The sequence below is a fragment of the Paenibacillus sp. y28 genome (genome assembly GCF_037137075.1).
Lineage (GTDB): Bacteria > Bacillota > Bacilli > Paenibacillales > NBRC-103111 > JBBBNV01.
Genome location: NZ_JBBBNV010000024.1, coordinates 1 through 26618 on the forward strand (window position 1 = coordinate 1; position 26618 = coordinate 26618).

Below are 26618 nucleotides of genomic sequence, written 5' to 3' on the forward strand. Positions count from 1 at the left end.
TCGCTACAGCTCGTTGAGCTTATTTTTTCACTGCAACATTCCACTCGCTGGCTTATCCTCAGGGTGCGGAATGTGAGTTATATCGATCCATGTCATCCACCGACGGGGAACAATAAAAAAAGCGCTAATCGGGACAGCCTGCCGTTTTCGCATGAAAACAGCAGGTCTGCCTGATTTGCGCTCGCCATCCGCCTCAAGATGAAGCGGAACATACGATAATCAGTGCTGATTATTTATTTTGGCACATTCGGGTCTGTCTTGACAACCGGTTTGTTCCATCCTGTATGCTACCGTTTCGCATAGCGGATCGGATCAGTCTCTCCCGCAGCCGCAAAGCCCTTCAGCCGCAAACGACAGCTGTCGCAGACGCCGCAGGCTTCATCATGGCCGTTATAGCAGGAGGTCGTCAGCTTATAGGGCACGCCAAGCCGCATACCTTCCTTAATAATGTCCGCCTTGGTCCATTCGATAAGCGGAGTTTGAATGGTGATCGGCTTGCCCTCCACGCCAACCTTGGTTGCGACGGCGATGACATCCTCCACCTTCCGGATGAAGTCAGGCCGGCAGTCAGGATACCCGCTGTAATCCAGCGCATTGACGCCGATATAGATGGCTTCCGCCCCGATGACTTCGGCATAGGAGGTGGCGATGGACAGAAACAGCAGGTTCCGCCCCGGGACATAAGTGACCGGAATTTCTCCCTCCGCTTCCTCTCCCTCCGGCACATCAATGGTATCGTCAGTCAGTGCGCTGCCGCCGATCTCGCGGAGAAAGCTCAACGGAACGACTTTATGCCGCTGCTCCGTACCATAAAATGCCGCAACTGCACGAGCGTTCTCGATCTCCATTATGTGCCGCTGCCCGTAATCGAACGTCAGCGGGTACAGCTCATACCCCTGATCCAGCGCAATACCCATGCAGGTCGTGCTGTCGAGCCCTCCGCTCAAAATAATCACTGCTTTTTTACTTGCCTTCCCCATGACCATTCACTCCTATAAGCGAACGGGCTGTTCACAGCCCGTTTTTTCATTTATCCCTATGCTTGAATCTGATTACGGCTTGCACCACTCGGCTGCAATAGCGGCAGCTGGGCCGCTTCATGAGTGCCGGGCCTTCGCCGTATCCCTTGTATTACACGCCGCGCATCTGCGGATCCCAAATTATTTTGTGCATCTGCATATTTAATTTGACACTGGATAATCCGTGCTCCAGCATCAGCTCGACCAGCCGGGCAGGCTTCATCGTCTCCCACACCGGACTGAACAGCGCAAGCGCGTGAATCGGAGTTGATTCCAGCAGCGCCTTGGCCGCCATAAAATCCCGCTCGGTTCCGATAACGAATTTTAATTCATCCTGCGGCCGAAGCAGGCTGAGATTGCTCTCTATCATCTTGTCGTTTTCCCCGGAATCCGGCAGCTTGTAATCCATCACATACCGTACACGGTTATCGCTCACCTTGTCCAGGAAAGGAGCGAGATCGACAGCGCCGTTCGTTTCAATGTGAATATCCGTCAGACGCTCAATGGTCAGCAGGCCTTCAATCACGGCTAAAGAGTTCTCGCCATACAGCAGCGGCTCTCCGCCGGTCAAGCACAGATGTGTAGAACGGTATGAGTCCACTTCCCGTACGATATCTCGGACCGCCATGACCTTCTCCGCCTTGGCAGGCGGGTAGCTGTAGGTGGTGTCACACCACACACAGCGCAGGTTACAGCCGAACAGACGCACAAATACCGTGGGAAATCCGGCCCGCGTGCCTTCCCCCTCCACGGTTTCAAATATTTCTACCATTGGAATTTTAATATGATCATTGCTCTGCATCGGTCTTCCTCCATGCTGCTCAAAAACTATCCCCTCATTATACCACCGCACCCGGCTTCTCACAATGCATCGGTTTGGGTATAATGGGTAACGACCCGCATTCACCGAAAATAGACATGCTCTGCGCATGCTATGACGGGAATTTTCACGATGTACCGACACTGCCTCAAGAGGAGAATAGCTCTGATGTCCTACCAGTTACCCGATGCTTTTGTAGCACGTATACAGCGCCAGCTCGGAGATGAAGCGGCGGCATTTTTAGCCAGCTATGGCGCCCCGCGAACGCAAGGATTGCGTCTCAATCCGCTCAAGCTGCACAAGGAAGACTCCCCGGTTTGGACCGAGCTGCAATCACACTTCGGCCTGCGGCCCATCCCCTGGTGCTCCACGGGCTATTATTATCCGGATACCGCTCGGCCGGGAAAGCACCCGTTTCATCAAGCGGGCTTGTATTACATTCAGGAGCCTTCGGCAATGTCCGCCGCAGAGCTGCTCCAGCCTCAGCCTGGCGATACCGTTCTGGATTTGGCTGCCGCCCCCGGGGGCAAAACGACTCAAATCGCGGGGATGCTCCATGGCCAGGGACTGCTGATTGCAAATGAAATCCATCCGGCGCGGGCCAAGATTCTGGCTGAAAATGTGGAGCGCATGGGCATTACGAACGCTGTCGTCACCAGCGCTTCCCCGCAGGAGCTTGCGGCCCGATTCCGTTCCTTTTTCGATAAAATCATGCTGGATGCTCCCTGCTCTGGAGAAGGCATGTTTCGCAAGGACCCGGAAGCCATGGGTGAATGGTCTCCGGATCATGTAACCATGTGCGCAGCCCGGCAGACCGACATTCTCGCTGAGGCTGCGCGTATGCTTCGGCCAGGCGGCACACTGGCTTATTCCACCTGTACGTTTAATACGGAAGAAAATGAACAAACCGTCCATGCGTTTTTGGACAGCCATCCTCAATTTACGCTACGGCGTATTGAACGTATCTGGCCGCATACGGCGGAGGGCGAAGGGCATTTTGTGGCGTTGCTGGACAAAACTGCGGAGAGCGGCGAAGAGGAGGCCGGGCAGCCCCTCAAAGCGGATCTGCGGGCGGTCAAACCAGACAAACGGAGTAAACACAAAAAAAAGCCGGAGGACAAATCCTCGGCCGATGCCATGCTTTTATTTGAAGCGTTTGCCCGCGATTGTATTCCCGGATGGAAGCTCCCCCCCGGGCAGCCCCTGCTATTCGGAGAGCAGCTCTACTGGCTGCCGCAGGCTGGTAACGGAAGCTTCCAGCCGGCTCTGCTGGATGGGCTGAAGGTGCTGCGGCCGGGTCTTCACCTGGCTGCCGTAAAAAAACAGCGCATCGAGCCCGCTCATGCGCTGGCTGCCGCGCTTCGCGCAGAGCAAGCCGCCGGTTCGCTCGATTATGAAGCTGATGCGCCTGAGATTAGCGCTTATTTGCGCGGAGAAGCCCTCCCGGCGCCCGGTCAGCTGGCAGGCTGGTGTTTGGTGACGGCAGCCGGCTATCCGCTCGGCTGGGCCAAGGTAAGCGGCGAACAAGCAAAGAATCATTTCCCAAAAGGACTCCGCTGGCCGGGCTAAGGTATGCCCCAGCTTCATCCGGCTTGAAGCGTATCTCGTCAGTCCAGGTCTTTTGAAGAACTGGATTCGCCCCTTGGCTTTTGAACCGATAAGCCCGGGGGCTTCCTCACCTGAGAAGCTGAACCAGCCTTGTGCTTTAATGCACCTGTTCCACCTCGAAATGCAGCTCGTCAATCGGCTTATTCCGGACCAGCATCGTGATGTTGAGCGATTCATACTCCTGCTCTTTATCCAGCTCCTGCATTAGCAGCTCCGCGATCTGCTCCCTGTCCTTGCGGGCTTCCGGGTCGCGGAAATCGATAAAGCCCGTCAGCTGGCGCTGGCTGATGTCTATGGTTGCCGTCCCGATCGGCAGCCCGCCATGGGCTTGCTCGTAAATTTCGTAGGTGAGCGTACCGGCGTCGTCCCGCGCCAGCACAAGCGTATAATCCTCTATTTCCTGCCGGTTCAAGCCGGCAGGCTCCTCCCAATCCAGCAAGTCCTCGTGCGTCAGCTCTATGCTCTCTACAAGCTCATCCTCATAGTACATATTGATTACAAAGGAATCCACTTGATTCTCATCAAAGTCCGACACAATCAAATGGGCAGCCTGCTCAATCTGCCCTTCCTCCGGATCGATTCGCCACACGACATCGCCGTACACATCGGCCCCCTGCAGCACCATAAAGCCTTCAGCCAGCCATTGTTGTTTTCCGTCATACAGGTGATATTCCACCCGGTTGCGGGATTCACCTACCTGCACGAGCTCCCACCGGCTATGCCCCGCCGAAGCTTTCATGGCGGATTGCATCTCCACCTCATCCCGCTCGTAAGGGTCAATATCATCAAATCGCGGCAGAACATCCTTGTCGTAATCCAACCGGTCCGCATCATCATCTTCCCCGTCAAGCCAGCTCCGGATGACCCCGACACGATTCTCCGAGGCAATGACATGGTCCAGCGGGCTGTACGTTACCGTCACATCACATTCCACGGCATCCACGGCATCAATGACTTCCTGCACGTAGGCTTGGACAAATGAGACCACCTTATTTTTCACTCCGCGTGTCAGAGAATCTTCATCAAGCTGTACCGAGCCGCAGCATCGGCTCCCTTCCCGATACAACAGCGTAATCGTGCCAACCCAGCAGCCGTCATAAATAATATCACTTACTTCTCCGCCAGCCGTCTTCATATCGGGCCTTAAACGAATGAACGCCATGTAAGCCTTCTCCTCCCGGGTATTAGAATGCTTCCTATTTTCGGCAACACTTGGAATTACAGCATTATTTTAACCCGCCCCTGCCCAAAATATAAGCATCCCCGGAAAATGTCCAATCGATTGCCTTCGCCCGGCATATGATAATGTGTACCGAAAGGCGGAGTGCAACCAAGCAGCATTTCATGCCTGCACGCAGCAGCCTGTCGGAAACTCACGTAACAGGGAGGTATCACTATGTCTGTAGTTGGAGGAGTCTTCACATCGACGGGTGTCATTCTGGTTCTGTTCATCCTGCTGGTTATCGTATCCCGTGCCGGCCTGTTCTAATGAATGCAACCGAAGCAAGCCGGTCCGCTGCATGCGGGCCGGCTTGCTTCCTCGTCTCCTTTTTTATGAAAAACAATATTTACGAAGCGCCGCGCTCACCCCGTTTTCATTATTGCTGAGTGTCACATCATCCGCCGCTTCCTTAACGCCTTCCGGCGCATTGCCCATAGCAATCCCGGTTCCGGCAAAACGAAGCATCTCCACATCGTTGAAATAGTTCCCGATTGCCAGCACCCGCTCCCGCTGAACCCCCAAATAATCCGCCAAATGCCGCAGCGCGTTTCCTTTGGTTGCCTGCCGGTCCATCATATCCACAAAAAAGTCCCCGCCGCGTGTAATGTGAAAAGCATCCTCTGCCATGCGCTTCCATTTATTCTCGACTTCATCGATTAAAGCGATATCCGCATCATACACTGTAAATTTGACGACAGGTTCGCTTAACTGGTAAATATCCTCCATTTTAGTCGGATACAGCATATATTTGGCGTACATCTCTTTTTTCTCCTCGTCCCAGCTTTCCAGCAGCAGCTCAAACGGGGTACATACGTCAAAATGAAGCCGTTCCTGCCGGCAGTAATCCACAAATGGAGCCAGCGCCCTCACTTCGAACGGATAATGATGAATCATTGTTCTGGTAACCGAATGAATCGTCGCCGCTCCATTGTGTGCAATCAGATAGCCTTCCAGTCCAAGCTGCTCCATGACCGGAATAGCGTTAAGCGGGCTTCGTCCGGTACACAATACAATCCGGCTGCCTCCTTCGTGCAGCTCCCGAATCACCTGCTTCGTCTCGTCCGTCAGCTCATAATCGTCATTCAGCAGCGTTCCGTCCACATCAAGAGCGATAAGATCAACCTTCAAGGCTTTTGTCCCTCCTTGCCCGTCTCATTTGAACTACTCCTTTTTCACCAGGGGAAGTGCGGCCAGCTCGGCCTCGGTCAATTCGCGATAGCCCCCTAGAGGCAAATGCTCGTCCAGCAGCAGCGGTCCCATCGTAATCCGCTTCAAATAGACGACTTTTTTCCCGACCGCCTCGAACATCCGCTTCACTTGATGAAACTTGCCTTCCTGAATCGTCAGCTCGATCCTGGACAGCTGGCTCTGCTCCGGATCGCCTTGCTTTAGAATAACCAGCTTGGCAGGCATCGTCTCATATCCGTCATCCAAGGTCACTCCCTTGGCGAAGGCTTCTTCATCCCGGCTATCGACACGCCCTGCCACCTCCGCATAGTACGTTTTGGGCACATGCTTGCGGGGTGAAAGCAGCTGATGGGCAAGCTGTCCGTCATTGGTCAGCAGCAGCAGGCCTTCCGTGTCTTTATCCAGCCGTCCTACCGGAAACGGTTCAAAATGGCGGTATTCCTCAGGTAGCAGATCAATGACCGTCCGTTCCCGGGTATCCTCCGTCGCCGAGATGACGCCCTGCGGCTTATTCAGCATCACGTATATGTATTCCCGGTATACCACCTGCTCCCCTGCAACCAGGATCGTATCGGCTGCCGGATTTACCTGCAACCCGCTGTCCTTGACCGTACTGCCGTTGACTTCCACTTCCCCGGCCTTGACCAGCCTCTTGATTTCACTACGCGTACCGAAACCCATATGGGCTAATATTTTATCCAAACGCTGCTTTGTTTTCATCGTTCAGCTCCACCTCCAGCCTGCGGGGTACTCGTTTTTGAACAAGCCGTTCTGCCACTTGCCCCAGCCAAGCGAAAATCGTTCCACACAAACAAGACAGTACCCTTTTGCGGGCGCGCCTTGCTCAAGCTCCATCTGCAGCTTGTCCGCATCTAGCGTTTCGCCCTTCAAATATTTGATCACCAGCGGATCGTCGGCTGGCAGCCTGACCCGCAGATACACGTCGTCAGGCTGCAGCGTCAGCGCCAGGGCATGCGAAGGCTCAAACCGGTGCTTCTTCACCGTACCGAGAAACAAGCCGGGACGAACTACCTTTAACCCGTCAAGGGAAGGCAGCCCCTCGGGACAAGCATACACGTAGTCCCCAAACTGTACAAGCGGCGATCCGAGCAGCTTGTCCTGAAGCACCGCGCTCACATGCTGACGTAAAAAAGCTTCCAGCAGCTCCATCTGGCTGCGGTCCGGCGAACTCCAGCTGCGGCTTGTGCCGCGTGGAGAACGTCCTGTGCGCTGTTTTGCCGAAGCAGCGGGTGCTTGTCTGTCCTTCCCTGCATCGCTTGAAGCTTCCGGCATAGCCTGATCAGCTTCACCGGATTCCGCCGCAGGACTGCGCTCCAGCAGCGCTGCAAAGTGGCCTTCGCCCCGCGTAAGATGCGGCCATACCCGCAGCGTGCCGCCAACCGAGCCGGTAACCGCTGCAATGGAATCCGGCGCTCCTTCACATACGCGGGCGGAATCCATCTTCTGATCGTTATCAACTGCGGCTTGATGCGTCCGCCCGGCTTCCGGCCTGGTTTTCTCCCGCCTATCCGCCCAATCGGGTCTTCCTCCCGCCAGCCCTCCGTGCCGGGGAGCAGGAACGACCCGGAATTCCGGATGCTCTAACAGAAATTCAAGAATGATCTCCTCATTCTCCTCCGGGGAAAAGGTACAGGTAGAGTACACCAGCCGGCCCCCCGGAGCAAGCATGCCGGCCGCCTGCCGGAGAATATCCCTCTGCAGCCTGGCATAGTGGGCCGGACCGTGGCGGAGCCAGTCCTTAACCATATCCGGCTCTCTGCGGAACATCCCTTCGCCGGAGCAAGGCGCGTCCACCAAAATTTTATCAAAAAAGCCGGGAAAACGTTCCGCCAGCCGTTCCGGGCTTTCGTTCAGCACCACCGCATTCGTAACTCCAGCCAGCTCTATATTTTTGGCAAGCACCTTCGTCCGGTCCGGATGAAGGTCATTGGTCACCAGCATGCCCTTTCCCTGCAGCAGCGCGGCCAGCTGCGTTGATTTCCCCCCTGGCGCCGCGCACAAATCCAGAACCCTGTCCCCCGGTTCAGGGCGCAAAAGCGCTGCCGGCAGCATCGCGCTCGGCTCCTGAATGTAATATAAGCCTGCGTGATAAAACGGGTGCTTGCCCGGGCGCTCCGCTTCACTTGTATAGCAGCCGGTCTCGCACCAGGGGACCGTCTCCCCGCTGCGGAACGCGGCGATATCCGCTTTTAGCCCATTCACCCGCAAGCCGTAAGCCCGAGGAGCATCATATGAGGCGAGAAAGGCGGGAAACTCCTCCCCCAGCAATTCCTCCATCCGTTTCAAAAACTGTTCCGGCAGCACACTGCCCATACCCGATGTTCCCCTTTCCGGCCTTTGCCGTAAATCTGTCAAATTGTATTGTCTTCATGTGAAGGAAACATGTATAATGAACACGAATACTTGTAGTGTAAATTCAGTCGTCCTACGAAAGAAGGTGAAACCATGAAGAAAATGCTCATCTACCTGGGCATCATTGTCGTCATTTTTGCTGCACTGTTTGTCGTTAACAAGCAATCGGAGAAGGTCAATGCGGACAACCCTTACGGCGTCAACCCGTCCCAGCTGAATCCGGCTACCCGCCAGCAGCTGTCTGATCCTAACTATCAGAACATTATCCTGCCGGACTCGCTGGACAAGAAGATTGCCAACAAAGAGGAAGTGCTCGTATATTTCTTCCAGCCGACCTGCCCTCACTGCTTGGCAACAACGCCAGTCATTAATCCGATGGTGAAGGACCTGGGCGTAGACCTGAAGCAGTTGAACCTGCTGGAGTACGTTAAAGGCTGGGACAAATACAAAATTACCGGTACACCCACGATCGTTTACTACAAGGACGGTAAGGAAGCGGCCCGGCTTGAAAACGGCGTAGCCACAACAGAAGCGCCAGGCGGCAACAAACCGGAGGATTTCAAGAGGTTTTTTGAAACCTACGGCAAAAAGCAATAGGAACAAAAGCGCTCCGGGACGCCGGGGCGCTTTTGTTTTTCGCAGCGCGGCTACACCTGCAAACCGCCGGAGTGTACCTGTACCAGATACCCGTTCAGCTGCTCGCGCTTGTGTAGTGCCGCAGCGCAAACCGCCAAAACCAGCGGGCTAGTCCAAGAAAGACCAGCGCAATTCCTGCCGCCGCCATCCCCTCGGCCAGCCCAAGGCGACCCAGCAGCGCCTCCGTCGGCACTGTAGTTACAAGCGCAATCGGGAACAAATACGTCAATACAAAACGGACAAACCCCCCGTACACGCTGACCGGGAAACGCGCCGTCTCGAACACGGAATGGAACAGGTACGATAAATTATCTACCTTCACCGCCCAAAACGAGAAGGTCATCATCCCCATCCATAACGAATAGACAACGATAATTGCCGCCAGCAGCATCACGACGAATACGATGGCATCAGCCGCATCAGGTCGAATGCCCGCGCGCCACAGCGCATACCCGAGCAAAGCAAATCCGGCGGCAACGTCGAACAGGCGCCAGAACACAAGATGCCGGAAGCTGACATAAAACTGGCTGTCCACCGGCTTCATCAGCACAAAATCGAGGGTTCCCTTCCGGATGTGCTCGACCAGGCGCTTCATATTCGGCTGAAGGAAGAATTCAATCAGCCCCTGTATCAAATTAAACATACCGAGCAGCGCCAGAACCTCGTAATAGCTCCAGCCGCCTAAAGCATCCGCCTGATAAAAATAAATATTTACCGTTAGCACCGCTGCGCCGAGCCAGAACAGCGTCGTCAGTATATTGGCCGCAAAATTAGCCCGGTACTCGAACTCCTCGACCAAGCAAGCGCGCAAAAACTCCCGCACCAGCCGGATATGCTTTCGAATCAAGCCTAGTTCCCCCTCCGCTTTCCTGTACTAGCCTCCGACAGCGCCATATTGGCGCAGGCCACGCTTCCATTGCACGCGGAACAGCACATAAAGCACGGTCAGCCAGCAGAATTGCATAGCGAACCCCTCCCACACCGCATCGCCGTTTTGAGCCAGCTTCCCCGTCATTAAGTCCACCGGGAAGCCGACCGTCGCATAGAAGGGCAGCCATTTGGCTATAAATCCGACCCAGTCCGGCAGCAGCGCAAGCGGAGCTATCCGGCCCGCCAGAAACAAATGCACCGCTTCATACAAAGCATAGATGGATACCGCGCGGTTCGTCCAGAACGCGAGCAGCCCGCATTCGTAGCTGATGAAAAAGCTGAGCGCGGAGGCCAGCAGAATTGCTGCTGCCGCAAGCAGCAGGGTCCAGATATCCACCGGGAGCCTGAAAAGCGGAAACCACAGCGCCAGCAGCAGCCAGGACGGCACCATGATGACAGCGAAAAAAAACTTATATACCAGATTTTGCGATATGCTCCAATGGATCGGGTGAAAAGGACGCAGCAGCTTGGCTGACAGCGTGCCCTCGCGAATATCCTTGTCGAGCTCCCACACGTCCCAGGCTGATGTGAGGCGATCGACGACGAGCACCCCGAGGAAGTATAAAACATAATCGCGCACAGCATAGCCGCCGACGCTGCCGCCGGAGCCGCTGCTGATGGACACCCAAACAGCCAGGCTCACGAGAGGCTGGATGAAGGCGCCGACAAGCCATATAATGCTCTCCCCGCGATAAGCGAACAGGACCGCCCAATCCAGCTTGAACAGAACGCTGTATTTTTTCCAAAATGCTGCCATGGTGGCGCCCCCTATCCTGCCGACTCGAACGCCCGGCTGATGATGGACTCCATCGAGGGCTCTTCTATCGTCAAATCAATAACGGGAAATTTGGTCAATAAGCGTGCCGCGAGCTCGCTGACCTCGTCACGCTGCACCTCCAGCACCGCCTTCGGCGGATCGAAGGAAGTCAGCCGTCCCGAGCGGCCAAGCTCCTGCTCCAGCCGCCCCCGGTCCACGCCTTCTGCGGAGCCTGCAAACTGAAGGGCAATATGCTTATGGGAAGCAAACCGGTCCACAAGACGGGACATGCTGCCGTCATACACGAGACGTCCGTGATTGATGACCAGGACCCGTTCACAAAGCGCCGTCACATCGGCCATATAATGGCTTGTCAGCAATATCGTCGCTTTGAATTCACGATTATATTCAGCGATAAAAGCCCGCATGACCTCCTGCATATTGACGTCCAGACCAATCGTAGGCTCATCCAAAAAAACTAAATCCGGCTTGTGCAGCAGCGCCGCAGCCAGCTCGCATTTCATACGCTCCCCAAGAGACAGCTGCCGGACCGGCTTGGTCATTACCTCGCCAATTTTCAGCATCTCGACCAGCCCGTCCAAATGCCGCTTGTACTCCCGGTCATCCAGCTCGTAAATCACCTTGTTCACCAGAAACGTTTCCGCTGCCGGCACATCCCAGATCAGCTGGCTTTTTTGCCCCATGACGAGACTAATTCGCCGTTTGAATTCGTTTTTTTGCTCATATGGACGAAAACCGGCCACTTGCAGCTTCCCGGAGGAAGGATGCAGCAGGCCGGTCAGCAGCTTCATCGTTGTGGTTTTTCCCGCTCCGTTTGGTCCAAGGAAGCCGACGATTTCCCCTTCGGGGATGTGAAAGCTAATCTCGTCCACAGCCTTCACGGTCCTGAATTCCCGATGCAGCAGGCTGCCCAGCGCATTCCAAAAGCCGGGGGCCCTTACGTGCACCTTGTAATGCTTTGCAAGCTGTTCTACCTCAATCATCCGTCTGCCCTCCTGCCCGCCTCTTGGCCAAATGCCGTGACAGCCGCCGCCAAATCCGGATCCGTCACATCAAGTGTGAGATCATAACATTCAAACGGCTGCTCATCCGCGCTGATCAGCTTCTTCAAATAACCGCCCGCTTCTTCCCGAAGCCGGCCCAAATCAATGCCGAGCACAGCCGCCGGATACGGGTCAAGCTTCTCCAGCGCCAGCTTCATCAGCTTCAAAGCCCCGCCCCTGTTTCCGTTCTGGTCATGGTACAAGCCCACGGCCACCTGCAGCAGGCCTTGAAGCAGCGGAGGACGGCCTTCTTCAAGCCACAGCTCTTCCAGCACCTCATGGCACTCGAAGTAATCCCTTGCTTCATTAAAATAGTACACAAACGCCACGTACAGCGAAGCATATCCACCTGCAGGAGCGCCTGAAGGATTTCCGGGCCCCATCACTTGCTCTGGTCTCCCTTTTTGGACCGGATAAGTGCCGATTGAATTTCCTCCGCCAGCTCCTTAAGCCCCCAATCATCCTCCTGCTCCCACAGCTCATTGAAGCGCAGCTGGAACTGGGCCGCCTCCCGGACGCGGTAATAAAAGTACAGCTCCTGAATATTGTTCAAGCAGCGTGACACCACATTCGAACGGTCCTCGAACTGCTGCTGCGACTCTGTAACCTCATCCCGGATGCTGCTCATTTCCTGGTCCAGCAAAAATGCCGCTTCGGCCGCCTTTTTCAAACGAAGCTTGACGTCCTCCGGGAGCACCTCCTGATACTTGTAATTCAGCGAATGCTCAATGGTTGCCCAGAAATTCATGGCGAGTGTACGGATTTGGATTTCGGCAAGCACCGTTTTCATGCCAAGTGCCGTTTGAACCGGGTAATTGACAATAATATGATAGCTCCGGTACCCGCTTTCCTTCGTATTGGCCACATAGTCTTTTTCGTAAAGCACCGTCATGTCCTTGCGTTCACGCACAAGAGCGGCAATCGCATAAATGTCTTGTACAAATTGACACATGATGCGGATTCCAGCAATATCTTCAATTCCCGATTCAATTTTGTCCATGGGCACAGACAAACGCTTGGCTTTTTCCAATATGCTGGATATTCGCTTGATACGCCCTGTCACGAACTCTACATAGGAATACCCTTCCCGGCTTTTCAGCTCAGTGCGCAGTGTTTTAAACTTGAACTTTAATTCTTCCACCGCTTGCTCATAAGGAATGAGAAATTTGCTCCAGTCTCTTCCGTCCATCGCTTCATCCCCTTATTCAATCTGATCCGCCGGGTCAATGCCGTTCCCGGGCCTGCCGCTTAACGATGATCCGCGCCGATGGCCTGCGTAATGTGCGTAAAGCCGTCCTGCTTCAGCTTGGCCGCCAGCCCGTTCTGAATTTCCCGGACAAGCCCCGGGCCGCTATAAATGAGCGCCGTATAGACCTCAATCAACGAAGCCCCTGCGCGGATTTTGGCATATGCATCCTCTGCGGTAAAAATCCCGCCTACTCCGATAATCGGCAGGCGTCCTCCGGTTTGCGCATAAATGCGGCGGATCACCTCTGTCGATTTCTCCGTCAGCGGCCGGCCGCTTAGTCCGCCTGCTTCAGTCCGATTCGGATGATTCAGCCCTTCGCGATCCAGCGTTGTATTGGTGGCAATTACACCCGAAACACCACTGTTTACAATCGTTTCCATTATATATTCTAACTCTTCCGTACTCAAATCGGGAGCGATTTTTACAAAAACAGGCTTATCCGCTCCGCCTATTTTTACGGCCTGCTGCGCCATTTCCTGCTTCACTGCGGCCAGCAGAGAGCGAAGCTCCTCTCCATGCTGCAGATTCCGCAGCCCCGGCGTGTTTGGAGAACTGATATTGATGACGAAGAAATCGCCTTCCTGGTACAAGGCGCGGACACATTTCCGGTAGTCCTCCTCCGCCTCCTCGTTCGGGGTTACTTTGTTTTTCCCGATGTTGACGGCAACCGGAATCGGCACCCGTCCGTTCCTGCGCAAATTGCTCTTCATGGCTTCCGTTCCTACATTATTAAAGCCCATCCGGTTAATCAGAGCTTCATCCTCCGGCAAGCGGAACAGCCGCGGCTGCTCATTTCCGGATTGCGGAAGCGGCGTCACCGTGCCCACCTCCATAAAACCGAAGCCGATGGCCGCAAAGCCTTTGACGGCTACACCGTTTTTATCCAGTCCTGCGGCCAGGCCAATTGGGCTTGGAAAATTCAAGCCGCACAGCGTAAGCTCCAGCGCCGGATTCCGCTGCACCCCGTACATCGATTTCAGCAGCGGCAAAAAGCCCGGAATCTCCGCGGCCGTCGCCATTCCATCCACGGTCAGATGATGCGCCTTCTCAGGGTCCATTTGAAACAAAATCGGTTTGAGTAATTGTTGATACATCGTCAGCACTCCGCTTCTTCGTTGTTCTATCGTACTAGTTTAGCCTTTTCGTGGCAAAAAATAAAGAAGAACTGCAATTGAAACCTCTTTCATAGACTAACGCCGGTTTGCTATAATGAGAGTACATAAACAGCAAGGAATTGGCAATGATTTCTGATACGAAAGGCTGGATAAAACATGGCAAAGAAAAAACCTCCCGTTCTCGTAAAAAAGCAGAAAGAAGAGGTTAATAAAAAAGCGATTATATGGGCCGGCTCCATTATCGGAGCAGTCGTTATTTTGATGATTGTCCTGCTGGCAATGAACTCCTGATACAACGCTAATTTAACCACTTGTATGTCTTCCCAGGATTCGTTTCGTCACTCCCCGCGGACGGCAGCGTGAACGGTTCGCCTGACGCTGTCCCGTCACCCGGGAGCAAACCGCGCCCAATCGTGACCTTTGCTTGCTTCGGCGTCATCGCGAACAGCTCCTCCACATCCTTGTTGAGCATCCGTATACAGCCAAGCGATTGATCCTTGCCGATGCTGTCCGGACGGTTTGTACCGTGTATCGCATACAGCGTATCCGACAGCGTCATCCCGCGGCTTCCAAAATCCCCGTTTGTTTTTCCGTTCGGATTTTTCACCTTCTCCGAAATATAAAACTCTCCTTCCGGAGTTCTGTCAGCGCCCAGCCCGACCGGATAGCTTCTTATGATGAGACTGCCGCTGACAAGCGCAAGTCTGTGTTTGTCCTTGTCCACAACAATTTGTAGCGGCTCCACCAGCGATCCGGCTTGAGCAAGCGAAGCGGCATTCGTCAGAGGGGAAGGCTGCTGTCCGCCGGAGCCTGCCTGACCGGCTGGACTGCCCCCGGTCGAAGGACTCGGGGCTGCCCCCTGCGAAGCCGCAATTAGTTGTGCTTTTAGCGGCTCAAAGGCTGCCTCCATCCCCGGCGTATACCCGCTCAGCGTGTTGTTCGGGTAGCTCTGGCTCAGCTCTCCAATCGTCTCCGGCAAACGGCCGCTGCTCCGCATATATCCCTCCAGCGCTGTCCGCAGCACGATTTGCTGCTCCTGCTGCTGTTTCCATACAGCCAGGGTTTGCTTCGCTCCGCTGCTGTCGGACGGCTCACATAAGCAGGTTCCCGCATCATGGTAGTTGACGCTCATTCCTCCTGCCGTTCCCTTGCGCTCCGCAGACAGCAGCGCCAGCGGCTCCTTGCTCCAGTCCAGCCAGCGGGCGTCGCCGGACGGCCTGGCCTGGGCCAGGACAGCAAAGCTGAATGCCTGCTGCTTAGGCAGCATCAGCGCTTGAAGCGCTTGCTCTTTTGTGCTGCCCCCTGCTCCCGCTGTTTCAGGCACCACATAGTACACACCCGTGCCCGCTGGAAGCAGCGGACTGCTGACGGCCGTCTCCGGCTGCAGGCCTGCGGCTGCATTCTCCTGTGCAGCTTGATCCCGCGGCACCGTTCCTTCTTTCATCATATAAGGCGCCAAAGCAAGCAAGCTTAGCAGCATGAGAGCGAGCGCTATCGTGCGGATCGGCCGTTTACGCCGCGCTGCGGGCGTAACCGGAAGCGCTTGCTTTAATTCCTCCGGACTTACCTGAGGCGCTTTTAAAACAATGTCTTCATAGGCTGTATATACTTCACCGGCCTGCAGAAAGCAATAACGCGCCTTCCCCGCTTCGCCCTTCGCCATATATTCCCGGCCAAGCAAGTACCAGGCCATTTTATTATCCGGATGCGCTTGTACAAATGCTTTTAGATACTGGGAATCTCCCATACAGCATCCCCCTTTCAGGTTTGCTCTCGCCTCAGCGCTGAGGCTGATTACAATACAATATCGGTCAAAGCTTTGCTGTTTGTTAGTTTTTTGAATGTCCTCTTCTGCGCAAACCGGATTTTTAGGCCTTCAGACACAGAACCCGGACTCTCCTGATTTCAGGACATCCGGGTTCTGTGTCTGATTTGCTCTTCGAAAGGCAGCTTTTATTCGTATTATTTGTTGCGGATAACAACCGTCCGGAGGGCGTCAAGCCACTGCACGTCCTGTCCCATTTCTTCACTGAACAAACGCAGCGGCACATAAGTGCGGCCATGGTTCATATACGGAGCAGCATCGATCGTTTTGGTTTGATCCGCTGCACCGGTCTCCATCCGGACCATCGCATGATTACCAATCGCCAGCTCCAGGGTGATGCCGTTTTTGATTAACCGGACCTGCTTGGTTTCATCGTTGAATTGAACCTCATAGCCGAGAGATTCTGTCACCGCCCGTACAGGCACCATCGTCCGGCCGTTGACCATTTCAGGGGCAGCATCGAACTCGACAGGCTGGGCGCCGAGCAATACACGAATCTCTTCCGTTCCCTGCGAGCGCTCAGGAGCAGAATAGAAATGGATTTGACGAACAACGTGATTGTACGTATCTGCCACTAGAATGCTTCCGTCTGGCTGAACCGCTACATTCGTCGGATTTTGCAGCATGGCCGTGCGATCCACGCTGTCCCGGTACCCGGCCGTCTGCTTCAGGCTTCCGGCCAGCGTCGAAACCCGGCCTTCGAACAAATAACGTACCGAATGGTTCATACTGTCAGCGATCACCAGTCCGCCTTCCCCGGTCAAAGCAAGTCCCTTAGGAAAATTAAAACGGGCGTCCGCCGCAGCTCCGTCTGCGAATTCACCGTCCGCATACAAGGCCGTACTGCTGTAGCCTCCGGCTGTTCCCGCTACGGTGGTCACTTGTCCGCTGGCAAAATCGATATAGCGGATGCGCTGATTTCCCGAATCACTCACATACAGATTGCCTTTGTCATCCAATACGAGGCCTGACGGCTCGTTAAACTTGGCCTCGGCCAGCGGTCCATCGGCATAGTCCCCGCTCGGCTGCACGACGCCCGGATAAACTTCGACCACCCGCTTCGACGACGCATTAAGTGTCGTTACAGTACCGTCCGCAGTTATTCTGCGGATGAGGTGGTTTAAGGTGTCCGCCACAAATACCGTGCCGTCCGGCTTCACAGCTACAGCCTGCGGGCTGTAAAACTGAGCCTTCTGCCCTTGACCGTCCGTTCTGCCAAGCACCCCGTTGCCTGCCAGTGTGGTCACCTCGCCGGAAGCGGCAATTTTGCGGATGGCGTGATTGTCCGTATCGGCTACAATCACGTTTCCTGCACCATCTGCTGCCAGGCCGCCAGGGGAATGGAACACCGATTCATCCCGTGGCCCGTCCAGCAGCGTCCCAAGGGGCAGCCCCTGCGAGTCGAACGGCAGCGTCACTCCGGCATAGGTGCTTACTTGCCCGCCTGAAATGCGGCGAATCACTTCATTCCCCGAATCGGCGACAAGGACAGAGCCATCTCCGAGCACCGCCAGCCCGCGAGGCTGGCGAAAGGAGGCGGACTGCTGACTTCCTTCCGCCTTCGCCCCATAAGCCCCGCTTCCGCTGTAGGTCTGCACATGGGTGAGCAGCTGATTGTTATCCCCGGCAGCCGCCAGCTGGGAAGCGGCGGATACCGGCATAGCAGCTGTAAGGGCCGCGACCGCAGCCATTACAACCGATAATTGTTTTAACTTGGTTTTCATTTTATGTTTACCCCTTACTTGATATGGATGGTGGAGAACCGTTGAACGCAAGTTAGCTGGACGGCAAAGCCTCAATCGTGACCGATTTCTGACGCTCTGCTTCGGCAAGGCCTGCGTTCGAGTTCATATCAAGCGGCAGTACATACACCTTCACCTGATGGGTGCCAGGCGTTACGGCCGTCAGCGGGAAGGTTACAAGCTGTTCCGTCCCGTTTACCGTTATATTGGCCGGAAGGCTCGCCGGGTTCGAGATGTCATCCTTCATAATGACATAAGTAACCTCGCGCTGTACCCCGCTGGCTCCAGCCGACGTATCCTGACGGACCGTCGCCACATGAGGAACCGCATTGAAGACAGCCGAGCTAATCCCTGTTTTATCAAGCGTAAAATCAGCGTCATTATACAGCACATGAACTTCGGCCGCATATAGAGAAATATCCTTCAGGTTCACTTGAAGCTGGAAGGGCTGGCCGATCGTCACCGTCTCCGGCGCTTCTACAGAAGCCTTGCTCGTATCGTCGAAGGTGACATGAAGACTGGCCTCCGCGGTCCACATTCCTGCAGCATCCTGTGACCTGGCATAGACTGTCGTGTCGCCATACAAGCTAATCGGGCCCGTGTACTCACGGTACGCCTCCTGATCCAGCTTGTACTGCTTCACGATCGCCCCCTCCGGATACGTGATCGTCACCTGCTTATGGCTTGACGATACGGACGTTTCCGTAAACACAGGCGTGCCGACCTGATTCTTGGTAATCAGCGGAATCGTTACCGCGTCACTGAGAACTCCGCGCAGCAGGGTGCGGGCTGAGAACAAGTTTTCCCCGTCCTGCAAATCTACAGTCACATCTACTGTGCTGGCGGTAGTTACTGCGGTCGTGCTCACCGCCGTACCGCCTTTATAAATAATAATCTGGCTGTTGAGCGGCGCTGTAAGCTGCAGGGTGTATGCAGCCGCAGTCGTTACAACTGCGCCCGTCGGGGATACCACCACCGGCTCTGCCGGCTTCTTGCTGCCGTTGTTCCCCTTGCTGCCGCTTGCTGCGGTGCCGGAGCCAGAGGTCTGCGTTTTGGAGCTTTCGGCCTTATCAACATCCTTCCGGAAGCGCTCCTTCTCTTCTGAGGTGAGCTGCTCGGTGTACGCCTGCTCCGCTTCCTGCTGCAGTTTTTGTTCCGCCTGACGGTTTAGATCCGCCAGACGCTTCTGCTGATCCGCCAGCCTTCCGAGCAGGCCGGCATACGTCTGCTTCAGACGGTCCTCCTCCGCCTTCTGCTGTTCATCAAGCTGGCGCGCCCTGGCTTCCTCCTCGGACTTTTTTTGCTGCAGCCTGCTGTAGTACTCGGGGTCGAATCCAGCGCTTTTGTCCAGTGTAGTGACCGCATCCAAATCAATCTTTTTATTTGCCTCCGTAATGCTGGCATTTGCATCGTCAATCATTTTTTGCAGAGTGCTTTCATCGACAATGCGCTGCTCCTGCGCGCGTTTGGCGATGTCGCTGATGAACCGGTTTAAATTTTGCTGTACCCGATTCAGATCCTCCGCAGTTCCGATTTGAAATGTTTTCAGCCCTGCTCCAGGCTGCTGCTCCTCAAGCTCCTTCCTTTTGAGCTCCATCAGACGGTCATTCTCCGAATTAATGTCGGCCGCGTTTTTGAATATAGCCTTCAGCACCTCGGGAGACACATCTCTCAACAGGGTATCCGGATCGATAACGGACACATCCGAAGGATAATCGGGGCCGCCTACACGCGGGTCGACGGCAATTTGCTGTGCCGGATAAACCTGGGCCTCATTGCCCTCCTGCCCTGTGGAGGAGCCCGGCGGGGTTGTCTCAACGACACCGGAGAACACGGTCGTGATCATTCGCCCGGTTCTCGGATCCATGACCGTCAGCAGGTGTGTTCCCTTCACGCCCATCACGGCGGTCGGCGTGTCCACCTCATACTCGTCATCATCCGAGACGGCTTTTTTTACCTTGGACCAGACAGAGCCGGCCCAGAGGCTGAATTTGGATTTTGTTCCCCCGTCCTCGGTCAGACTGGAGATGTACAGCTCCGTATCGGCGCCGATCGTAACCTCGTCGCCCTTGTCTACGACCTTGAGCACGACATATGAATCTGATCCGGTGGACAAATGATCGCCCTCATTCAAATACATATCCACAAAAGCGTCATAGGATTTCGAGCCGCCGGATTTCGTCACCAGCACCGTTCCTCCGACATCCGTCACCTGGGCAGTTCTCGACGATTTCGCCTCAGCCGGCCTCGGCAGGAAAACTGACAATATGCTAAATAGCAATAAAAAACATAGGATCATAGACAATGATGAACGTGTTATGTATCGCGCTTGCTTGCTAACCACTGCAAAACCCCTCTCCATTCGTTGTAGCCCTCCTTCATTTTACTTTGACCCTGTACAAATGACAATTCTTTCTTTTTGTAATAAAACACGAAAAATCACGATATTCCTCGACAAAACACACAAATTCCATATTGTGGGCCGTGTCAAATTACGCTACTATATTCCTGTGTGTAAAGGCCCGCATTTCAACCACAATAATGAGATAAAAGGTGTGTTTCTATTGAAAAAAGGTTGGTTACAAACGGTACTTATTGGTAATGCCGCCGTCATCCTGCTGAGCTTTCTTCTGTATCAGCTGGATACCCTGCAGGTGCTGCGCAATGCCCTGTTCGACTACAATACCCAATGGACGATGTCGCAGGAGCCGCATGAGGACATTGTGGTGGTCGGTATCGACGACGCCTCCCTGAAAGAAATCGGCACGTTCCCGTTTGACCGCAAGGTATACATTTCCGTCATCGATACGATGGAAAAGGCCGGCGCCAAGGTCATTGCCTTCGATATTACGTTCAGCACCGAAAGCAATCCGGCCAGCGATCAAGCACTCGCGGAAACACTTGCCAAGTACAAGAACATTATTATTCCTTCCTACGCCGTCACCGAGGACGAGTTCAACCGCAGCACGCGCGGCAGCAAAGATGACATGATTATGGCCCGCAGCCTGGAAAAGCCGATTCCGGCTATTGCCAAAGTGACGCAGACCGGCCACATCAATCGTTCCATCGACAGCGACGGGGTTATCCGCCGTACATGGCTGCAGCTCAACACGCCAGAAGGACCGATTGATTCTCTGGCCTTCAAAGCCGCCAAGATGGCCGGATACGACGTCAATCACTACTTGAATTACAGCCCGCAAAAGGAAATTTTCATCCGCTTTGACGCCAAATCCAAGGATTTTAACTACGTATCCATGGGCAAAGTACTGCGGGGCGAGGTCCCGGCCAGCTTCTTCAAGGATCGGGTTGTATTTGTGGGCTATACCGGAGCAGGCAACGACGAAGGCACGACCCCTATTGAAACCCATATGAATCTCGTGTATGCCCATGCCAATATCACATCGCAGCTGCTGAACGATAAGGCAGTGTTCCCTGCTGTGGACAAGGTCAGCCTGCTGTTGATGGCGGCTATGATGCTGCTTGTGGGCCTGGCTGCCTGGAGACTCCGATCCACATTTTCGGTCCTGCTATTTTTCGTTCTGATTCTGATTTTGTTCACCGGCCAATTTTTCATTTTCTCTGCGACAGGCCAAGTCGTTGACGTTATTTATCCAACCCTTGCGGCGCTGATTTCATTCCTCGTTAATCTTGCGATGAAAACATACTTTGAAACGAAGCAAAAAAATTACATTACCAAGCAGTTTGGCCGCTACATCTCGCCGGATCTGGTGAAAGAAATTGCCCGGCACGGACAGGAAATTCAGCTTGGGGGCATCAACCGGGATTTGTCCATCCTATTCCTTGATATCCGAGGCTTCACGCCGTTATCGGAGAAATTGACTCCGGAAGAGATTGTCGACTTCTTGAACATGATGTTTAACTTAATCACCGAGCAAACCTTGCAAAATAAAGGCACCATCGACAAATTTATCGGAGACGCCGCCATGCTGCTGTTCAACGCCCCGCTGGATGTTCCGTACCACGAGTATCGGGCCGTAAAAACCGCCTACGATATTCAGCAGGGAATGATTCAAGTACGCGAAGATATCAAAAAGAAGCATCATGTGAACATTGCAGTCGGCATCGGCGTAAACTCCGGGAATGTCGTTGTCGGGAATATCGGCTCCTATTTGCGTGTCGATTACACGGCAATCGGAGACAACGTGAACACGGCCGCCCGGATCGAGTCGAACACGGAGCCGAATCAAATTTTAGTTTCGGAAGCCACCTATGAACGAACCAAAGACTACTTCGAATACAACTATATCGGAGAAAAGCAAGTCAAAGGCAAATCCGTCCCGCTCCGTTTATACGAAGTAACGGGACACAAGCAGGCGCCTCAGGATTTGAAGCAGCCTTGAGCCAATAGGCGTCGTTTATCGCATTTCGGGACATGCTTACCAACTCTGCGGCATGTCCCGGTTCATTTTGTAAAGCTGCAAAGTATAAAGTCTGTAGCGGACTTTCACCGCCAAGTTATCGCCCATGCCGGGCGCACAACAATAAGGCCCCTTGCCGGATATATCCGCAAGGGGCCTTATATTGATTAAGGAAGTATTAGTTGAAAGGGGTGTCGGCGATTTTGATGGAATCTGTCGGGCAGCCGTCTGCAGCATCCTGCAAATCATCGTACAGATCCGCCGGAATTTCAGTTACGCCTCTGTTGCCGTCAGCTTCATAAATAACTTCGGCAAGACCTTCATCATCATAATCATAAATGTCTGGAGCCGTCGCGCCACAAGCTCCACAGGCGATACAGGTGTCTTTTTCTACCCAAGTATATTTTGCCATTGTTAGTTCCTCCCTATACTCTTCAGTCGATAGTTTGATGTTATTTCATCTAAAACTATAATATAAAACCTGTGAAAGTTCAAACCTTTCATTTCCAAAACCGATGCCAATTTAGCATGATACTTATGCCTCGGCGGAATTATTGCGAACTCGCAAGTTAGTATATCCGTTTCGTTTTATTTCAGACTGAAATGATTTTCCGGCTATTCCTGATCCAGTCCGCGCAGGCGCAGATGATCCATCTGCAGGGAAGTGCCGCGGCGTTTGTGGTTGCGAATCAGCGCAGAGGGATCATCGCCCAGCATCCCGGCCGTCAGCACGGCTTCTTCACCGAATTTGTCGCGAAGCTTGTCGACAATACGGGTCAGTTCTTCTTTGCGCGGCTGCTTCTCATAATCGAACAAATCCAGTTGAACGACAGCTGTTGTTGCGGCCTCCAGCCCCTGCAGGGTAACCCCGAGCAGCCGGGCCGGCTTGCCCTCGGGCCAGTGGCGCTCAAACAACCTGCAGGCCGCTTGATAAACCTCGTTAGCTTCATTGGTAGCAGCGACCAGGGTAACACTGCGCGTAATCGTCTTCATGCCGGGATCGCGGATTGTAATTTGAACAACACGGGCCACCAGCTGCTGCCTGCGCAATCTGCGGGTCACCTGATCAGACAAATTCAGGAACACCCGTCTGGCTTCCCCGGCATCAGTCACATCACTGGGCAGCGTCGTTGTATGTCCGATCGATTTGCTTTGTTCTTTTTCGTTCACGACCGGGGAATCGTCAATCCCGTTCGCCGCGCGGACCAGCACCGGACCGAGCACGCCGAAATGTGAAGCAAGCAGCGTCTCATTTGCTTTAGCCAGCTCGCCGACCGTATAAATATGGAGCTTCTTCAGCTTATCCGCCGTTTTGCTGCCAATGCCGTAAAGCGCAGAGCACGGCTGGTCCCAGAGAAGGACGGGAACATCCCGCTTTCGAAGCACAGTCATGCCGTTCGGCTTTTTCAGGTCGGATGCAATTTTGGCTAAAAGCTTATTTGGCGCTATTCCGATCGAGCACGGCAAATGCAGCTCGTCCCGAATGCGCCGCTGAATTTCGGCGGCAATCTCCAGCGGTGCCCCAAACTGCTTGGACCCGGTAATATCTGCGAAGCATTCATCAATGGACATCGCTTCAACAAGCGGGGTATAGCTGTATACAATTTGCATAAACTTGCGGCTGAAGGTGCGGTACAGCTCAAAATCGGGCTGCAGCAAAATCAGGTCGGGACAAAGCTTCACCGCCTGCCGGACCTGCATGCCTGTACGCACGCCGCGCGCCCTGGCCGCATAGGAGGAGGTCACAATAATGCCCCGGCGCAGCTCTACGCTGCCGGCGACCGCAATCGCCCTGCCGCGGTATTTCTCCGGCTCCACCGCTTCATGTACGGAGCAATAAAAGGCGTTCATATCAATATGGAAAATAACTCTCCCGTTTTTCGGATAATGCTCACTGGAGCTGGATCTGGTCATCACGGCTCACCCGTCGTTCCCTGAAATTTCGGCCTGTTCCGATTCTAATCGGCCTCGCCTGCCGTCAGATGCAAACACATATTCCCAGCATAGTATCCCTGCGCGGGCAGGTCAAGCAATAAACCGCCGGAACATCAGCGCTTTTTTATTCAGCAAAAATACAAGGGGATTTGTGATTTTTCCTATCAACATTCGGCCAAGAAGTGGTATAATAGAACGTAATGCTTTTTTGTGATGGAGACAGGAGGACAACACTATGTCAGATGTGGTCAAAATTTTCGACACAACCCTCAGGGACGGTACCCAGGGCGAAGGCATTAGCCTCTCCGTGGAAGACAAGCTCAAAATCGCCCAGAAGCTCGACGCCCTGGGAGTTCATTATATTGAAGGCGGCTGGCCGGGCAGCAACAACAAGGATATTGAATTTTTCAAGCGGATTCGGGAATTGAACCTGAGCCATGCCAAAATTACCGCCTTCGGCAGTACGCGCCGCAAAAACACACGGCCCGAAAACGACGATAACCTGAACCGTATTATCGAGACGGGCGTCAGTGTTGCGACGATTTTTGGGAAATCATGGGATTTCCATGTACACACCGCCATCCAGACTACACTGGAAGAAAACCTGCAAATGATTTACGACTCCGTCAGCTATTTGCGCAGCAAGGGTCTGGAAGTCATTTATGACGGAGAGCATTTCTTCGACGGCTACAAAAACAACCCGGAATACGCCCTGGATACGATCCGCAAAGCCGAAGAAGCCGGCGCCAACTGGATTGTGCTCTGTGATACAAACGGCGGCTCCCTGCCGGGTGAAATCAGCGATATCGTCACCGCTGTCCGCAAAGCAGTACAGGTTCCGGTCGGCATTCATGCCCACAATGACTGTGAGCTGGGGGTTGCGAACAGCCTTGCAGCGGTACAAGCTGGCGCCCGCCAGGTGCAAGGTACCATTAACGGTTTCGGCGAACGCTGCGGCAACGCCAATCTGTCTTCCATCATCCCTAACCTGCAGCTTAAGCTCGGCTTCCGCTGTATTAGCGACGAACAGCTGCAATCCTTGACCAGCGTTTCCCGCTACGTCAACGAAATCGCCAACGTTCACATGCCTGTCAACCAGCCATACGTCGGCACAGCGGCTTTTGCGCACAAGGGAGGCATCCACGTCTCCGCCATTTTGAAGCATCCCAAAACCTACGAGCACATCACACCGGAGCTGGTCGGCAACAAGCAGCGTGTTCTAGTTTCCGAGCTGGCGGGTCAAAGCAACCTCGTATTCAAGGCTCAGGAGCTTCAGCTTGATTTCAATCAGGACAACGCCAAGACGAAGGAAGTCATCCAGCGCATTAAGGACCTGGAGCATCAAGGCTATCAGTTCGAAGGCGCCGATGCGTCTCTGGAGCTTTTGCTGCGGGATGCTTACGGCACACTGGAAGAGAAGTTTGTGCTGGAATCCTTCAAGATGATTATCGGCAAATCCGCCGGCGAAGAAAGCGTCTCTTCCGAAGCAATTGTCAAATTAAACGTGAAGGGCGAATCCGTGTATATGGCAGCGGAAGGCAACGGGCCGGTCAATGCCCTGGACAACGCGCTTCGCAAGGCACTGGTGCAATTTTATCCCGATATTAAAAATATGCACTTGGCAGACTATAAGGTGCGTGTCATCGATGAAAAGGATGCAACCGCCGCCAAGGTTCGCGTCCTGATCGAATCGACGGATTACAGCAACAGCTGGAGCACAGTCGGTGTCTCCACCAACGTCATTGAAGCCAGCTGGCAGGCCCTCATCGACAGCATCCGGTATGCGCTGATCGGCAAGCAAAGCGTTACCCTTCAAGCAGACGGCGCTTCCGAGGACGACAAGGTCCGGATTATGAATCATTAATTGTTAAAAATAAATGCTGAAGAATACAGCACAAAGCCGGCAGCCCCGCCCTTCGCGGTTCTGCCGGCTTTTTCTGTCGGATTATATAATTTCGAACGGGTTTTTCAAGTAAAGCCGTGGCAATACTTGCGGCAATCAACAGGGAAACGTCGGGGCCGCCATCGAAACGGCCCGCACCGCGAGCAGCTTTCAGCACTCGGTTCCTGTAACAGCCGGTCAACATTTCCCGTTGCTCCAGCCCTCATTTTTCAAACAGGCTTTGCCCATCGGCTTTCCGCTCCAGCCTTATTCCAGCAGCAGCTTTACCCGCTTCTCCAGGTCTTCCGGTTTAATGTAATTAAAAGCATCCCGGATCGTGCCATTCTTATCAATCAGGAACGTTGTCGGAATCCCGCGGATACGGTACAGCCTGGTCGCCTCTTCCTTCTTGTCCAACAGCACCGGAAATTTGAATTGATAGGTAGCGACAAATTTGTTGACGTCGTCTATTTTGTCATTGGCTGTGACATTAACCGCATAGACATCAAGCCGGTCTTGGTATTTGTCCCCCAGCGCTTTAAGATAAGGCGCCTCTTCTTCACAAGGCCCGCACCACGAAGCCCAGAAATTCAAAAGCAGCGGTTTGCTCCGTGCTCCGCCGACATGATATTGCCCTCCATCAAGCCCTTGCAGTGAAAAGGCAGGAGCGGCCGAGTTAATTTTGGCCGATGTAATGGCGGTGAATTCATCTCCCTCGCTGTACGCAGCCAAGGTCGGCGCGGCCGGTTCCTTTTTCTCATCAAAGAGCATAAACGCAAAAATAAGCCCCACAATCAGAAAAGGAAACAAGCCCCAAGTCGTAAACCGGTTATTCATTGTATCGGCACCTCAGTAAGTATGTATTGTCAAGCCG

The 26618-nt window shown here is 54.0% G+C and carries 24 protein-coding genes; 6 read left to right on the top strand and 18 right to left on the bottom strand.

The features are described from left to right. Nucleotides 1-287: 287 nt before the first annotated feature. Both queC and WBG83_RS17145 read right to left on the bottom strand, forming a co-directional pair. Nucleotides 288-980, bottom strand: a complete 693-nt coding sequence (queC, locus tag WBG83_RS17140) for a 7-cyano-7-deazaguanine synthase QueC (RefSeq protein WP_336746472.1) — start codon at nucleotides 978-980, stop codon at nucleotides 288-290. A 151-nt stretch (nucleotides 981-1131) separates the two neighbouring features. Continuing rightward, on the bottom strand, nucleotides 1132-1821 hold the full coding sequence (locus WBG83_RS17145; RefSeq protein ID WP_336746473.1) for a 7-carboxy-7-deazaguanine synthase QueE: 690 nt from the start codon (nucleotides 1819-1821) through the stop codon (nucleotides 1132-1134). Nucleotides 1822-2007: 186 nt separating this feature from the next. On the opposite strand from WBG83_RS17145, the gene WBG83_RS17150 reads away from it, so the two are divergent. Next, the gene (locus tag WBG83_RS17150) at nucleotides 2008-3408 is read left to right on the top strand and encodes an RsmB/NOP family class I SAM-dependent RNA methyltransferase (protein WP_336746474.1); all 1401 of its coding nucleotides are present in this window, start codon (nucleotides 2008-2010) and stop codon (nucleotides 3406-3408) included. Nucleotides 3409-3544: 136 nt separating this feature from the next. Here the strand turns inward: WBG83_RS17150 and WBG83_RS17155 are convergent, their stop codons facing one another. Beyond that, nucleotides 3545-4609, bottom strand: coding sequence for a hypothetical protein (locus WBG83_RS17155; RefSeq protein WP_336746476.1), 1065 nt, complete (start codon nucleotides 4607-4609; stop codon nucleotides 3545-3547). 234 nt (nucleotides 4610-4843) lie between these two features. On the opposite strand from WBG83_RS17155, the gene WBG83_RS17160 reads away from it, so the two are divergent. After that, nucleotides 4844-4936: a YjcZ family sporulation protein gene (locus WBG83_RS17160; protein ID WP_336746477.1), complete on the top strand. Its 93-nt coding sequence runs from the start codon at nucleotides 4844-4846 to the stop codon at nucleotides 4934-4936. 63 nt (nucleotides 4937-4999) lie between these two features. Here the strand turns inward: WBG83_RS17160 and WBG83_RS17165 are convergent, their stop codons facing one another. The 3 genes from WBG83_RS17165 to WBG83_RS17175 are packed head-to-tail and all read right to left on the bottom strand — an operon-like array spanning nucleotide 5000 to nucleotide 8191. Beyond that, nucleotides 5000-5797 carry a Cof-type HAD-IIB family hydrolase gene (locus tag WBG83_RS17165; protein ID WP_336746478.1) on the bottom strand — a complete coding sequence of 266 codons (798 nt, stop codon included), beginning with the start codon at nucleotides 5795-5797 and terminating at the stop codon, nucleotides 5000-5002. A 33-nt stretch (nucleotides 5798-5830) separates the two neighbouring features. Further along, nucleotides 5831-6577, bottom strand: coding sequence for a pseudouridine synthase (locus WBG83_RS17170; RefSeq protein WP_336746479.1), 747 nt, complete (start codon nucleotides 6575-6577; stop codon nucleotides 5831-5833). Nucleotides 6578-6580: 3 nt separating this feature from the next. Further along, entirely contained in the window at nucleotides 6581-8191 is a 1611-nt protein-coding gene (locus WBG83_RS17175) for an RsmB/NOP family class I SAM-dependent RNA methyltransferase (protein WP_336746481.1), read from the bottom strand. Nucleotides 8192-8323: 132 nt separating this feature from the next. On the opposite strand from WBG83_RS17175, the gene WBG83_RS17180 reads away from it, so the two are divergent. After that, nucleotides 8324-8827 (top strand): thioredoxin family protein, encoded by a 504-nt coding sequence (locus tag WBG83_RS17180; protein ID WP_336746482.1) that lies wholly within the window; start codon nucleotides 8324-8326, stop codon nucleotides 8825-8827. Between the two features lie 94 nt (nucleotides 8828-8921). Here WBG83_RS17180 and WBG83_RS17185 read toward each other — a convergent pair whose 3' ends face one another. Genes WBG83_RS17185 through WBG83_RS17210 form a run of 6 tightly spaced genes read right to left on the bottom strand, consistent with a single transcriptional unit; the run spans nucleotide 8922 to nucleotide 13960 of the window. Next, the gene (locus WBG83_RS17185) at nucleotides 8922-9710 is read right to left on the bottom strand and encodes an ABC transporter permease (protein WP_336746540.1); all 789 of its coding nucleotides are present in this window, start codon (nucleotides 9708-9710) and stop codon (nucleotides 8922-8924) included. Nucleotides 9711-9740: 30 nt separating this feature from the next. Beyond that, nucleotides 9741-10553, bottom strand: coding sequence for an ABC transporter permease (locus tag WBG83_RS17190; protein WP_336746483.1), 813 nt, complete (start codon nucleotides 10551-10553; stop codon nucleotides 9741-9743). Nucleotides 10554-10564: 11 nt separating this feature from the next. Further along, nucleotides 10565-11557: an ABC transporter ATP-binding protein gene (locus tag WBG83_RS17195; protein WP_336746485.1), complete on the bottom strand. Its 993-nt coding sequence runs from the start codon at nucleotides 11555-11557 to the stop codon at nucleotides 10565-10567. Continuing rightward, nucleotides 11554-12000 carry a DUF309 domain-containing protein gene (locus tag WBG83_RS17200; RefSeq protein ID WP_336746541.1) on the bottom strand — a complete coding sequence of 149 codons (447 nt, stop codon included), beginning with the start codon at nucleotides 11998-12000 and terminating at the stop codon, nucleotides 11554-11556. The genes WBG83_RS17195 and WBG83_RS17200 overlap by 4 nt, the downstream gene beginning before the upstream one ends. Then, nucleotides 12000-12806 (bottom strand): GTP pyrophosphokinase, encoded by an 807-nt coding sequence (locus WBG83_RS17205; RefSeq protein WP_336746486.1) that lies wholly within the window; start codon nucleotides 12804-12806, stop codon nucleotides 12000-12002. The genes WBG83_RS17200 and WBG83_RS17205 overlap by 1 nt, the downstream gene beginning before the upstream one ends. Before the next feature lie 59 nt (nucleotides 12807-12865). Beyond that, on the bottom strand, nucleotides 12866-13960 hold the full coding sequence (locus WBG83_RS17210; RefSeq protein ID WP_336746488.1) for a quinone-dependent dihydroorotate dehydrogenase: 1095 nt from the start codon (nucleotides 13958-13960) through the stop codon (nucleotides 12866-12868). Nucleotides 13961-14137: 177 nt separating this feature from the next. Between WBG83_RS17210 and WBG83_RS17215 the strand changes: the two genes are divergently transcribed. After that, nucleotides 14138-14272, top strand: coding sequence for a hypothetical protein (locus WBG83_RS17215; RefSeq protein WP_336746490.1), 135 nt, complete (start codon nucleotides 14138-14140; stop codon nucleotides 14270-14272). Nucleotides 14273-14279: 7 nt separating this feature from the next. Here WBG83_RS17215 and WBG83_RS17220 read toward each other — a convergent pair whose 3' ends face one another. The 3 genes from WBG83_RS17220 to WBG83_RS17230 form a co-directional block, all read right to left on the bottom strand. Next, a complete protein-coding gene (locus WBG83_RS17220) occupies nucleotides 14280-15728 on the bottom strand; it encodes a L,D-transpeptidase family protein (protein WP_336746491.1) in 1449 nt (482 codons plus the stop codon). A 215-nt stretch (nucleotides 15729-15943) separates the two neighbouring features. Beyond that, nucleotides 15944-17530: a stalk domain-containing protein gene (locus WBG83_RS17225; protein ID WP_336746492.1), complete on the bottom strand. Its 1587-nt coding sequence runs from the start codon at nucleotides 17528-17530 to the stop codon at nucleotides 15944-15946. A 52-nt stretch (nucleotides 17531-17582) separates the two neighbouring features. Then, nucleotides 17583-19760 (bottom strand): FecR family protein, encoded by a 2178-nt coding sequence (locus tag WBG83_RS17230; RefSeq protein WP_336746493.1) that lies wholly within the window; start codon nucleotides 19758-19760, stop codon nucleotides 17583-17585. A gap of 352 nt (nucleotides 19761-20112) precedes the next feature. On the opposite strand from WBG83_RS17230, the gene WBG83_RS17235 reads away from it, so the two are divergent. Further along, nucleotides 20113-21909 carry a CHASE2 domain-containing protein gene (locus tag WBG83_RS17235; RefSeq protein ID WP_336746495.1) on the top strand — a complete coding sequence of 599 codons (1797 nt, stop codon included), beginning with the start codon at nucleotides 20113-20115 and terminating at the stop codon, nucleotides 21907-21909. A 196-nt stretch (nucleotides 21910-22105) separates the two neighbouring features. Here the strand turns inward: WBG83_RS17235 and WBG83_RS17240 are convergent, their stop codons facing one another. Next, nucleotides 22106-22339, bottom strand: a complete 234-nt coding sequence (locus WBG83_RS17240; RefSeq protein WP_336746496.1) for a ferredoxin — start codon at nucleotides 22337-22339, stop codon at nucleotides 22106-22108. 203 nt (nucleotides 22340-22542) lie between these two features. Beyond that, complete coding sequence (locus WBG83_RS17245) at nucleotides 22543-23841, bottom strand: DNA polymerase IV (RefSeq protein WP_336746497.1); 1299 nt, start codon at nucleotides 23839-23841, stop codon at nucleotides 22543-22545. 256 nt (nucleotides 23842-24097) lie between these two features. Between WBG83_RS17245 and cimA the strand changes: the two genes are divergently transcribed. Then, the gene (gene cimA / locus WBG83_RS17250; protein WP_336746498.1) at nucleotides 24098-25726 is read left to right on the top strand and encodes a citramalate synthase; all 1629 of its coding nucleotides are present in this window, start codon (nucleotides 24098-24100) and stop codon (nucleotides 25724-25726) included. A 285-nt stretch (nucleotides 25727-26011) separates the two neighbouring features. On the opposite strand, the gene WBG83_RS17255 is transcribed toward cimA, so the two are convergent. Further along, nucleotides 26012-26581 (bottom strand): TlpA family protein disulfide reductase, encoded by a 570-nt coding sequence (locus WBG83_RS17255; RefSeq protein WP_336746500.1) that lies wholly within the window; start codon nucleotides 26579-26581, stop codon nucleotides 26012-26014. Nucleotides 26582-26618: the final 37 nt, after the last annotated feature.

What these genes read in the sequence shown, in the direction of transcription:
- queC (WP_336746472.1), bottom strand. Translation starts at nt 980, where the DNA reads ATGGGGAAGGCAAGTAAAAAAGCAGTGATTATTTTGAGCGGAGGGCTC.
- WBG83_RS17145 (WP_336746473.1), bottom strand. Translation starts at nt 1,821, where the DNA reads ATGCAGAGCAATGATCATATTAAAATTCCAATGGTAGAAATATTTGAA.
- WBG83_RS17150 (WP_336746474.1), top strand. Translation starts at nt 2,008, where the DNA reads ATGTCCTACCAGTTACCCGATGCTTTTGTAGCACGTATACAGCGCCAG.
- WBG83_RS17155 (WP_336746476.1), bottom strand. Translation starts at nt 4,609, where the DNA reads ATGGCGTTCATTCGTTTAAGGCCCGATATGAAGACGGCTGGCGGAGAA.
- WBG83_RS17160 (WP_336746477.1), top strand. Translation starts at nt 4,844, where the DNA reads ATGTCTGTAGTTGGAGGAGTCTTCACATCGACGGGTGTCATTCTGGTT.
- WBG83_RS17170 (WP_336746479.1), bottom strand. Translation starts at nt 6,577, where the DNA reads ATGAAAACAAAGCAGCGTTTGGATAAAATATTAGCCCATATGGGTTTC.
- WBG83_RS17175 (WP_336746481.1), bottom strand. Translation starts at nt 8,191, where the DNA reads ATGGGCAGTGTGCTGCCGGAACAGTTTTTGAAACGGATGGAGGAATTG.
- WBG83_RS17180 (WP_336746482.1), top strand. Translation starts at nt 8,324, where the DNA reads ATGAAGAAAATGCTCATCTACCTGGGCATCATTGTCGTCATTTTTGCT.
- WBG83_RS17190 (WP_336746483.1), bottom strand. Translation starts at nt 10,553, where the DNA reads ATGGCAGCATTTTGGAAAAAATACAGCGTTCTGTTCAAGCTGGATTGG.
- WBG83_RS17195 (WP_336746485.1), bottom strand. Translation starts at nt 11,557, where the DNA reads ATGATTGAGGTAGAACAGCTTGCAAAGCATTACAAGGTGCACGTAAGG.
- WBG83_RS17200 (WP_336746541.1), bottom strand. Translation starts at nt 12,000, where the DNA reads ATGGGGCCCGGAAATCCTTCAGGCGCTCCTGCAGGTGGATATGCTTCG.
- WBG83_RS17205 (WP_336746486.1), bottom strand. Translation starts at nt 12,806, where the DNA reads ATGGACGGAAGAGACTGGAGCAAATTTCTCATTCCTTATGAGCAAGCG.
- WBG83_RS17210 (WP_336746488.1), bottom strand. Translation starts at nt 13,960, where the DNA reads ATGTATCAACAATTACTCAAACCGATTTTGTTTCAAATGGACCCTGAG.
- WBG83_RS17215 (WP_336746490.1), top strand. Translation starts at nt 14,138, where the DNA reads ATGGCAAAGAAAAAACCTCCCGTTCTCGTAAAAAAGCAGAAAGAAGAG.
- WBG83_RS17220 (WP_336746491.1), bottom strand. Translation starts at nt 15,728, where the DNA reads ATGGGAGATTCCCAGTATCTAAAAGCATTTGTACAAGCGCATCCGGAT.
- WBG83_RS17225 (WP_336746492.1), bottom strand. Translation starts at nt 17,530, where the DNA reads ATGAAAACCAAGTTAAAACAATTATCGGTTGTAATGGCTGCGGTCGCG.
- WBG83_RS17240 (WP_336746496.1), bottom strand. Translation starts at nt 22,339, where the DNA reads ATGGCAAAATATACTTGGGTAGAAAAAGACACCTGTATCGCCTGTGGA.
- WBG83_RS17245 (WP_336746497.1), bottom strand. Translation starts at nt 23,841, where the DNA reads ATGACCAGATCCAGCTCCAGTGAGCATTATCCGAAAAACGGGAGAGTT.
- cimA (WP_336746498.1), top strand. Translation starts at nt 24,098, where the DNA reads ATGTCAGATGTGGTCAAAATTTTCGACACAACCCTCAGGGACGGTACC.
- WBG83_RS17255 (WP_336746500.1), bottom strand. Translation starts at nt 26,581, where the DNA reads ATGAATAACCGGTTTACGACTTGGGGCTTGTTTCCTTTTCTGATTGTG.